A 10148-nucleotide genomic window follows, 5' to 3' on the forward strand; every position below is an offset into this window, starting at 1 on the left:
TAGCTGGTATTTATAATTATGAACTTTCTTTGAAGACAAATTAGCCATCGCCTGAGACTTTCGCAAGAGGTCTAATGCTAAGCGATAACAGGCGATCGCCTCTTCTATATTCGCCGCCCTGACTCCTTCTATTTTGTTACTATAGGCACGCCCCAAACCATTTTGAGCTGCTGCCCAATATTCGGGATAATTCTCACGGGTATAGACTTTTAAAGCTTCCCGATAACAGGCGATCGCCTCTTCTATATTCGCCGCCATGACTCCTTCTCTTCTGCCTTGATAGGCATTCCCCAAACCCTTTTGAGCTGCTGCCCAATATTCGGGATAATTCTCGCGGGTATAGACTTTTAAAGCTTCCTGATAACAGGCAATCGCATCTTCAATATTCCCCCCCCTGACTCCTTCTATTCTGCCTTGATAGGCATTCCCCAAATTGTATTGAGTCATTGCCCACTTTTCGGGATAAGCCTCGCGGGTATAGACTTTTAAAGCTTCCCGATAACAGGCGATCGCCTCTTCTATATTCGCCGCCCTAACTCCTTCTATTCTGGCACTATAGGCATTCCCCAAATTGTTTTGAGTCATTGCCCAATCTTCGGGATAATTCTCAGGGGTATGGACTATTAAAGCTTCCCGATAACAGGCGATCGCCTCTTCTATATTCCCTGCCCTGACTCCTTCTATTCTGTCCCTATAGGCATTGCCCAAATTGTTTTGAGTCGCTGCCCAATTTTTCGGATAATCCTCGCGGGTATAGACTTCTGATGCTGCCCTATAACAAGCAATACCTATTTCTAAATTCCATGCCCGCCGCCCCAGAGGAAACTGATTAATTAAATTGCCAAAATAGACAAGATCTGCTGCAATGGCAGCAGCTTCTTCTGAGGTAACTTCTGTGAATGTGGATGCAGCCCAAGCTTGTAATATTCGAGCCAAATTTAAATCCAATTTATCGAAGTTTTGTTGTAAAATACGATATACGACTTGAGGATCTCCGCCACTGTCTGACGTTGCTTGCAACACCTCCATCAAGAAAGATAAATACTCTTCAGGAGTTGCTGTACTGCCGACAAAGTTTGCCAATTGTGCCGCTAGATTCTGCAACCAAGCTGCCTTGGAGTTGCCCTCTGCTGCCATCTTCTCCGCTTCCGCTGCCATGACTTGCACAAAATTGGCATCAACTAAGTCTCGATTGGCGTTGAGAATATCATTTACTGTACCGCTAGGGCACTCAAGCAGGGCTCGAATCAGTTCGAGATAGGCCGCGAGGCGTTGTTCGTCCATTAGAGTTTCCCTTTATTCTGTATATATATCGATCGGGAATTTGGGGGAGAATTATGCAGATTCCTGAAAAATTCTAGATATTTGTCTTGGGAATGTTGTAGATACCCCTTGACAGGTCAAGACAGTATCTACAAGTCATGGAAATTTATCCCGATTTCTGGGAGATTGCCGATTTATGACAAGGCAAAATCATCACCATCTCCCCAAATCTCAGCCAACTTCTCCAATAAATCTTCAGCAATCAGATTCAGTTCCGCTTTCACATCCTCCTCAATATCTGAAGCTTTCTCAACAGGTGAAGATTTATCACGAGAGAAAGATATATCTCTATTTCCCAAACCTCCACTGCTAGAACCACTTCCCGCTAAAGCCTTCCCCCCTTCATATCCCCAGTCAGATTTCTCACTACTGTGAAAAACTTTATTCAAAATTGCCACAATTTCCGAAATAGATTTGTTTTGCAAATTCTCCCGAACTTGTGCTTGTACGGGGTCATCTTCTCCCAAATCAGATAGCAACTCTTCAATTTCACCTTGCAACAGCGGAATCGCCAACTCAATTCGATCCAAATAATCCCACAATTCCTCAAGGGGTTTGAGATTAGTTAGAGAAATCTCTTGAATTTCATCATGAATTTCCACAGCCGGAATAAAGCCCAAAAGTTTCACCTTATCGAAAGGTTCGGCAAACTGAACGACGATATATGCAATGCGGTTTCCTCGCACTTCCGGCAGATAAATCGCCGATTCTCCAAGCTGAACCGGACAGCATTCTATCTTGCCAATCCCCGGCAAAACCAAATCGCCGACATCCAAAACTGCCCGCATTGCTGGATTCCAACTATCACCGCCATCAATATCGGTTTCCATTTCCATCCATTCCAAAAAATAGTTAACTGCCCAAACCGCCAGGGTATTGAAATAAACCCGCTTGCCTTTTTGCGGATTAGCTTGCTCTGAAGCAAATTGCAGAGCTAAATTGCGGGCAGTTTGCTCCAGAGGAATTTGTAACAAATAAGTATCCATGCTATTCACCATTATTCCTCCGGTTGATATCCACATTCTTTAGCAATTCTATTGCCAATCTCTTTGACGAGTTCAAAACCTGTTCTTTTCCAGTGAGAGTTGAGAGTTTGATAGTCAATATTTAACTCTCTGGCAATTACCGATAATTTATCAGGAGGGTCTTTCAGCAGCAATCGCACTGCCAGTATGTGACAATTGGCATCCGGTCGAGGGCGACGATTTTCGGGAGTGTTTGGCTGAGTCTTATCTATTTTTTCATTGGGATAACTGTTTCGCAGTTCTCCCGTCGGATCGTCTTCAATACACTGCCATAGTTTGCGGCCGATGCGATCCTTATTTTTAACTTGTTCTTGCTCAATCAGTTGCTCAATTCCTATGACCGTAGTATCATCAGCCGCTCCTTCAGAATCAAATTGTTCACCTGTTTTGCTCTTAGTTGGAGCATCCAAACTAAAAGTAAAAGGCTGCCGCTCTAACTTGCTGTATTGGTCATATACTTTGCGTTTAACGATTGTATTGAACCGCTTAACCACTCTGGTTTGCAACGCATCATCAGCGATATTATCGAGGTCAATTTCCCGAAAAAATCTCGGCAGCGTTTTGAAAAAACCCCCATAGGCCTCATTCACTGCGCCGTCAAAATCAATATTAGGATTGGCATCGCGATTCTTGCGAATTCCGGGCAAATGAGGAATGAGTTGGCACAATTTATTTTTGAGTCTTTCTTGTTCCTTACTCGCCTCTGGCGAGTCTTTCAAGAGTTGTAGAAGTTGGCGTAACTGTTCGTCGGTGTTCACAGGCACGTTCGGATGACATCGAGATAATTCGATTATCCCAGGGAAAATAGCGCTGTAACCTGCCAACAGTAACAAAGTCAAGGAAATCGGTTTGAGTTCCCAACCCGTGGGTGGAAGCAACAAGTTGAAACTTGCCCCTACAGGAACTAAACCTGCTAAGGGTTCGACGGGGGTATCATGTCTCGTCATAGTCCAGTTTTTGCGTGTTGATACTCTGATATCGCAGGTTTTGGCGGCTTTATGCAGAATTGAGCAAAAATTTTTCGTAAAGGCAATGCGATAAGGACTGAAGTCCTTACTACGAAATTAATCCGGTGTAAAATTAACAATCGTAGGGACTTCTCCACTGCGCGTTTGAAGAGATGTCGCAGAAGTCACCCAGTTTATGCACATTCCAAAAATAAATCATATCAAACCCTATTGATACCAAAGGATTTGATATGAAGCGAATTCTATTAGCCAGGATTTGGTATAGCGCGGTTTCTACAATTTGTCGATCGACCTTTTGGCTTGATCTGCCAGATTTTTCACCGCATTTTTAGCATCTTCTGCTGCGTGGCGGGCGGAGGCTTCCGCTTGTTTGGCTTTGCCTTCAACCTGGTCTTTTCTGTTGCCCGTAATATTACCGAAAATTTCCTGAGCTTTGCCTTCTAAATTTTTGCCGATCGCCTTAGCTCTGTCTTCTGCACTCATAATAAGCTCCGTTTGGCAAGTTGCTATAGTAACATTGTAAAATTAACTCGGCTGCAATTGCCTTTAACTTCATATTAATTTATATTCTGCTTGACCTCGGTCTTCTTCTGATGATTTACTTCGTGCAAATTCCTCACTCAAAAAGTAAAGGATTCCTTTTTTTGACAACTGTATAGGTTGGCAAAATTCGTCCTAAAAAACTATTTCAAACTCGCCGCCGCAACTTTAATCGGTTCGAGCAATTCTAACGGCAAATGCAGCATATTCAATTGGGTGCTATCTGCAGCTTTCCTTTCCGGATCGGGGCCGTGATAATCGCTGCCACCTGTTGCCAGCAAACCGTAATTAAGGCACAAATCTTTCAACTTTTGGATTTGGCTAGAACTGTGGCTGGGATGGTATACTTCAACTCCCATTAAACCAGCATCTACTAATTCTTTTAAGACTTCCTCAACAGCGCCGCCGCGAAATAAATAAGGGTGAGCCCAAACTGGTACGGCGCCGCAACTCTTCAGTAAATCGATGCCTTCGAGGATCGAGAATTTCTCGTAATGAACATAAGCCGGGCCGTCATCTCCCAGCCAGCGATCGAATGCTTCCCGCGATGATTTCGCGTGACCGGCTTTTACAAGTGCAGAGGCAATATGAGGTCTTCCCGGTGCCATTCCCGGGGATGTTTTTGGCAGTTCGATCGCGTATCCCATTGCTGCTAATTTTTCGACCATTTCCTGCGATCGGCGAAACCTTCCTTCCAGGCGATCGTTCAAAGGAACTCGCAACTTATTTGCATCGGGATAAAAACCTAAAATGTGCAGCGAACGGCCGTTGTGAACGGTGCTGAGTTCGAGTCCGGGGACTATTTCGATACCGTGCAAAGCAGCGGCGGCGAAGGCTTCATCCCAACCTGACATCGTATCGTGATCGGTGACGGCCAAGGCGCGAACCCCCGAAGACGCGGCGGCGGCTACGAGTTCGGCAGGGGTGAGAGTGCCGTCGGAATAAGTAGTGTGGCAGTGGATCTCTAGCATTTTTTCGGGTAAGTTAAAGTCTGTAAAACCTGCAATTATTCCCCTCACTCACGCGACATATATCGTCCCTGCGATCGACAAGTTTTTGGGTAATTTCAATCTGTTAGCTGTAATAAGTTTTGGCGCCTTTAATTGGGACATTGCTGTTTATTAAAAGCTTGCGTGGGGTGGGTCTCTTGCCCGTCTTTGCAGTTGAATTTAGATGCCGAACACCTTAGCTATTTCTTAATTTCTCGCATTGGGGAAATGACACCCTCTGGCAATTTGGGAGGAATCGGCGATATTTCAATACTTTGTATGTTGTGAACTGGGATAACTACCAGTTTATCTGCCAATTCGAGAATTATCGGGTCTGCTGTCAACATTTTGTGCAGGCGAGTGCCTAAAGTTGCTTGCTCTCCTACTGTTCCCTCTGGCGCACTGAACTGGAAGTGTTGCTGTTTGCCGTTGGTATAGTGGATTGTCAGATCGATAATTCTTTCTTGGTTGGTTGCTTGCATAATTTTTTTTCCCTAACAGTCGATCGGGACTTGGCCAAATTAACAATAAATCAAAACTGGCGATCGCAGCACTGTTGGAAAGCTCGTTGCAAAGCTTTTGACCAAACCAGGCTGTCGGTACGAAAGTCCGGTTACTGCTAATTTTATCACAAAAACTGTACTGAAAGTTGCCAACTTACCCAGTATAGAATTGCCAGTCGCGCTGTCTTCGCTCCTCAATGCGCGAGATCCTTCGCCAGCAATATTTTGTCGATCGGGCTTTCTTGTATGCCACTTGGCAAAGTGGCTCAATTTAGCCTGTCTAGCGACTTGACTCAAAGCGGTCTCAAGTCATACAGCAGAGGCATTTGAGCCCTTTGGGTGTCAAGGTTTTTCGACGTGGGAACTGTGGAGGTTAGGATAGTGGCATTCTGCTGTCACTGACCTAGAGGATTTTTTTATAAATTAATAACATAACATTCAGGTACAGCTTATGAAATCCACACTTTGTTTTCCCGAAAATTCTCTTGAATATAACACCGTTGCTATTAACAATAATGCTATTGACTCTTGTATCCTTGCAGCTTGGATTGATTTAGTAGGAGGAGATTTTGATAATTTGGGAGGAGATGATTGGCTGCCATTGTGTGGCGACATTGATGACGGCGAAATTTACCGGGAATGGTTTTTGTGGCAAGACAGCGAAGTGACTCAAGAGTGGGAAGCTTACGATCCCATTACTAATTATCGAGTTGTGGCACCTAGCCGAGAAATGATGATTGCTAAAATCGACCAAATAGAAGCTTCCAGAACAATTTAGTTGAATTGGAGAAGGTTAAATCTTGATTTTCAACTTTAATAAAACTTCTGTAAACAAACCCGGTTTCTCCCAACCACAAAGAAACCGGGTTTTTCAGACCATAACTCTAGGTTTGGGTTGAGTTCCACTGACCGAACATAATAATTTATGGCGCAACTGCTTTTTGTTTTTCTCGTTCTAATTTGCGCTGCTTCAAGGCGGCAAGATTTTGTTTAATCGTGTCGATCGCAAATCCAGCTTCCTGCTGTTGGTATAATTCGCTGGCACGGATCAAATCTGCAACTGCCTCCTCATCCGATCGCAAATTCGCACAAGCCAAGGCGCGATTGTGATAAGCTTCTGCCAAAGTTGAAACTTGTTCTACAGCACTGGTAAATTTATCTTTAGCTTTGCGGTAATTTCCTGACTGATAAGCCTCAATTCCTTGTTGAAAATAAACGGAAGCTTTACTGCCGCTGTCGGTATCTGGAAATTCTGGGTAAGTTAAAATTGGTTCTTTAAAGAGTACAGAAATGCTGCCCTTGCCGAAGTAAGCCCAAGTCATTGTTCCAAACCCAATCCCCAGGACGAGGGAAATAATGACAGACAGAGCAATAAAATTGGTGAGTTCCATAGAGCAATATTTGTTGTATTATAATATGATAAGTTAATTCCTAACTTCTGCACCAATGGCTGCGCGGATTGACCTCAACTGGAAATGGTTTTTCGGATCGCTAGCTTTAGTATTGTCGATCGGCTTAATTACTGCAACTGCAAGTTCTGACGCAGCCACCAACGGGCAAACTCAAGCAGGGTGGCAATTGTTGCAGCGGGGGGAGACGGGGTTGGTGGTAGCAATGCGACACGCGATCGCCCCAGGTACGGGAGATCCTGCTAACTTTAAGTTGGGTGACTGTTCCACCCAGCGCAATTTATCAGCACAAGGAAGAACGCAAGCCAAGCAAATTGGAGCAGAATTTCGCAACCGCAACATCAAAGTGGCCAGAGTTTTATCGAGTCAGTGGTGTAGGTGTTTGGAAACAGCAAAACTGATAAATATAGGCAAAGTCGAACCCTTCCCAGCGCTGAACTCGTTCTTTAGGGACAGGAGCAAAGAAGCCCAACAAACAGCGACAATCCGCAAATTAATTGTTGATAATCGCAACACAAAAGGCACGATTATTCTAGTAACTCATCAAGTAAATATTACTGCTATCACGGATATTGTACCGCAAAGCGGCGAAGCTGTGATTCTCAAAAGCGATCTACAAGGTAAAATCCAAATAGTCGGACGAATTGGAGGATTTTAAATAAATAAAAAGTTATAATATTACCAATTACCCATTCCCAATTTATATGAGTTTCCAATACAGCGCCGCCCTCGTGACTTTAGCAGACCTTGATAAGGAAGTTCTCGTTAAATTTTACACAAAATTTCTCGACATAGAACCCAACCCTTACATTCCCAATACTTATGCTGAATTTCAACTCCCCGGCTTAAGACTAGGAATATTCAAACCCAAAGATTCCCACAAATCGGAATTTGCCAATCGAGCAAAAACAGGCATGAGTTTGTGTTTGGAAGTCAGCAATCTCGAAACTGCGATCGCCCGAATTTGGGCTTTAGGTTATCCGCCCAACGGAGAAATTATCAAAGCTTCTCACGGTCTAGAAATCTATGCCTTCGATCCTGCCGGGAACCGCATAATTTTACATCAATCCCATGAGAATGTAGGATGAGGGCTAATTATTGGTGAACTCTCGATCTTCTCTTCTCTTCCTACCCTTCGGGAACGGCTTCGCCGAACGCATCTTCGCGGTTCGTTCAAAAAAACATCTAGTTCACAAGCCGCTGAGGATTGCTATATAAGTTATGCAATTGCTTCACCACCTTCGAAATTACATTATAAAGTTTACCTCTACAACTCAAAACTCCCTTAACTATCTAATCAGTTCAGCAAAACTATAAAAACTGATAATTAATAACAGCAATGCTGTCAGGTGAGTTAGCTGAAATTGAGGCTGCGGGCCGATCGATTCCCGCACCAAAATTGAAAAAGACGAACCAATTATATAACTCAGAGACAGCGTTAAATATTGCCACTGCAATGTTACACTCCACAGCCCAAGCAAAATCATCGCCAAAGTCAACATCACCAACTCAACAAACCGAGGCGGATTGTGCTGAGTAGACAGAATCAAAGTGTCCAACCAATATTGCCAAGGTCTCATGTGTTAGCGATCGAGCTTTTGGATTTAGCCTTCTAGCTTAACCTACGATCGCCATTCTGTTTGTTGCTGCAAACACCTTAAAGCCTCCGCCGTCTCAACCTGCGGAAATTGCCCATAAAAGCGACTGACACTGTAAAAAGGGTGAGGAGTCTCCAGAACGATCAACTTATCGGCCATCTGGGCCAAAAATCCCATCAAATCTGCCGGGGCGACAGGCGCGCAAATCCACAAAGCCGCCGGTTGCTGCGACTCCACAGCCTTAGCCGCCACAGCCATCGTCATCCCCGTAGCAATGCCGTCATCTACCAAAATCGCCAAAGCCCCAGCCGCGCTGATATCTGGGCGTCCAGGAGACAAATCTGCCAGCAGAGATTGAGCATTATTTTGAGCCAGGGGCAATGCTGATTTTTGCAAGCGTAAATTGTGCTGCTTTTGCTTTTCCCAGAGGACGTGACCGTCAGCAGTTGCAGCCCCGATCGCCAATTCTAAATTATCGGGGCGAGTAATTTTCTTGGCAACAACCACATCCAAAGGACAGCCCAAGCGACGCGCAATCGGCACAGCAACGGGCAAACCCCCGCGCGGCAAGGCGTAAACAATCGGTTTAACCGCCTTCTGTGTCATTAAACTCAACTTGCCGAACTCGTCCACAACTGCCTCGGCCAGTTTTTCGCCTGCATCGGCGCGATCGTCAAAAAACGGGTTAGAGAACATATTTTTGCCTGTACGAGCTCAACCAAACAATTGGAGATTGTGCCAGTGTTAATTGGAGATTGTGCGATCGAGCGTAGCTATCCCGTAGCGAATCGACAGCATCGCACACAAGCTTCTAGCCAATCTCAAATCACCAAACCCGATCTAAACTATAAACTCTAGACTCCAAAATCTCTCCCTAATTGTAAAATTTATGTCCAGCGACTTGCAACTCAGCCTTTTTGACAACAATCAAAGTGCCACTTTCCAAACAGACTCAATACCAGCAAATGCCAAAATTCCCATTCCTCCCGGCACTTATCAAAATATGGAACAAATCGGCGAGCACTGCAACCGCTGCTACCGCTGCGAATTGGGCAATACGCGCACTCACGCTGTCATCGGGCGCGGCAATCCTCAAGCCTCAATTTTGATTGTGGGAGAAGCACCCGGACAAAACGAAGATGAAACCGGATTGCCCTTCGTCGGGCGATCGGGCAAACTGTTAGATAAGATTTTAGAATCCGTGGGATTGAGTGCAGAAACCGACGTATTCATTGCCAACGTCATCAAATGTCGCCCTCCCAACAACCGCCCTCCAACAGCAAAAGAAATCGAAGCTTGCAAACCATACTTGCTCGAACAAATCCGCATCTTAAACCCCAAAATTATTTTATTAACTGGTGCAACAGCCCTCAAAGGTTTGCTAAGCGACAAGCGACCAATTAGTAAAATCCGAGGTCAATGGATTGAATGGGAAAATCGTTTGTGTATGCCAATTTTCCACCCATCGTACTTGCTGCGAAACCCCTCCCGCGAACCGGAGACTCCGAAATGGTTTATGTGGCAAGATATGCAACTAATCAAGGCTAAATTGGATGAATTCAAAGAGCAATTCTAATATTTTTTGTTGGTGCTTTGTATGGGCGGGTTTCACGAACAATAATTGCCTAAAACAGATAATCTTTCTCGTAAACCCGCCCCCCCACGGTAAATCCCTCAACCGAAAATTCGTGGATTTTCTGATACCTCTGTCAGGAACCATTGGTAACAAGTTAGACAGGAGTAGATTTTGTCAATACCTCTTTGTGAATAAATATAATTGGTAATAATGATAA

General features: G+C 44.5%; 14 protein-coding genes. 4 read left to right on the top strand and 10 right to left on the bottom strand.

The window, feature by feature from the left end:
* The 7 genes from QUA77_RS27705 to QUA77_RS27735 all read right to left on the bottom strand — a co-directional run.
* On the bottom strand, nt 1–1284 hold a 1284-nt coding region (locus QUA77_RS27705; RefSeq protein ID WP_333453791.1), incomplete at its 3' end, for a tetratricopeptide repeat protein.
* A gap of 173 nt (nt 1285–1457) precedes the next feature.
* Entirely contained in the window at nt 1458–2345 is an 888-nt protein-coding gene (locus QUA77_RS27710) for a DUF1822 family protein (RefSeq protein ID WP_333453793.1), read from the bottom strand.
* Entirely contained in the window at nt 2321–3295 is a 975-nt protein-coding gene (locus tag QUA77_RS27715) for a hypothetical protein (RefSeq protein WP_333453794.1), read from the bottom strand. Before QUA77_RS27715 ends, QUA77_RS27710 begins: the two co-directional genes overlap by 25 nt.
* A gap of 294 nt (nt 3296–3589) precedes the next feature.
* Nucleotides 3590–3799, bottom strand: coding sequence for a CsbD family protein (locus QUA77_RS27720; RefSeq protein WP_333074046.1), 210 nt, complete (start codon nt 3797–3799; stop codon nt 3590–3592).
* Between the two features lie 200 nt (nt 3800–3999).
* The gene (locus QUA77_RS27725) at nt 4000–4827 is read right to left on the bottom strand and encodes a PHP domain-containing protein (protein WP_333039744.1); all 828 of its coding nucleotides are present in this window, start codon (nt 4825–4827) and stop codon (nt 4000–4002) included.
* 218 nt (nt 4828–5045) lie between these two features.
* Nucleotides 5046–5327, bottom strand: a complete 282-nt coding sequence (locus QUA77_RS27730) for a hypothetical protein (RefSeq protein WP_190733754.1) — start codon at nt 5325–5327, stop codon at nt 5046–5048.
* A 39-nt stretch (nt 5328–5366) separates the two neighbouring features.
* Entirely contained in the window at nt 5367–5645 is a 279-nt protein-coding gene (locus QUA77_RS27735) for a hypothetical protein (RefSeq protein ID WP_333039742.1), read from the bottom strand.
* A 154-nt stretch (nt 5646–5799) separates the two neighbouring features.
* Between QUA77_RS27735 and QUA77_RS27740 the strand changes: the two genes are divergently transcribed.
* A complete protein-coding gene (locus tag QUA77_RS27740; protein ID WP_333453797.1) occupies nt 5800–6126 on the top strand; it encodes a hypothetical protein in 327 nt (108 codons plus the stop codon).
* Nucleotides 6127–6271: 145 nt separating this feature from the next.
* Here the strand turns inward: QUA77_RS27740 and QUA77_RS27745 are convergent, their stop codons facing one another.
* Complete coding sequence (locus QUA77_RS27745; protein ID WP_333453799.1) at nt 6272–6739, bottom strand: hypothetical protein; 468 nt, start codon at nt 6737–6739, stop codon at nt 6272–6274.
* Nucleotides 6740–6794: 55 nt separating this feature from the next.
* Between QUA77_RS27745 and QUA77_RS27750 the strand changes: the two genes are divergently transcribed.
* Nucleotides 6795–7415, top strand: a complete 621-nt coding sequence (locus QUA77_RS27750; protein ID WP_333453801.1) for a histidine phosphatase family protein — start codon at nt 6795–6797, stop codon at nt 7413–7415.
* A gap of 46 nt (nt 7416–7461) precedes the next feature.
* On the top strand, nt 7462–7845 hold the full coding sequence (locus QUA77_RS27755) for a VOC family protein (protein ID WP_333453803.1): 384 nt from the start codon (nt 7462–7464) through the stop codon (nt 7843–7845).
* Nucleotides 7846–8046: 201 nt separating this feature from the next.
* Here the strand turns inward: QUA77_RS27755 and QUA77_RS27760 are convergent, their stop codons facing one another.
* Entirely contained in the window at nt 8047–8337 is a 291-nt protein-coding gene (locus tag QUA77_RS27760; protein ID WP_333039735.1) for a hypothetical protein, read from the bottom strand.
* Between the two features lie 42 nt (nt 8338–8379).
* Nucleotides 8380–9051: a phosphoribosyltransferase family protein gene (locus QUA77_RS27765; RefSeq protein ID WP_333453804.1), complete on the bottom strand. Its 672-nt coding sequence runs from the start codon at nt 9049–9051 to the stop codon at nt 8380–8382.
* A gap of 193 nt (nt 9052–9244) precedes the next feature.
* Here QUA77_RS27765 and QUA77_RS27770 point away from each other — a divergent pair, with 193 nt between their 5' ends.
* Entirely contained in the window at nt 9245–9931 is a 687-nt protein-coding gene (locus QUA77_RS27770) for a uracil-DNA glycosylase (protein WP_333453806.1), read from the top strand.
* Nucleotides 9932–10148 lie beyond the last annotated feature (217 nt).

It is taken from the genome of Microcoleus sp. K5-D4 (assembly GCF_036704575.1).
Classification (GTDB): domain Bacteria; phylum Cyanobacteriota; class Cyanobacteriia; order Cyanobacteriales; family Microcoleaceae; genus Microcoleus.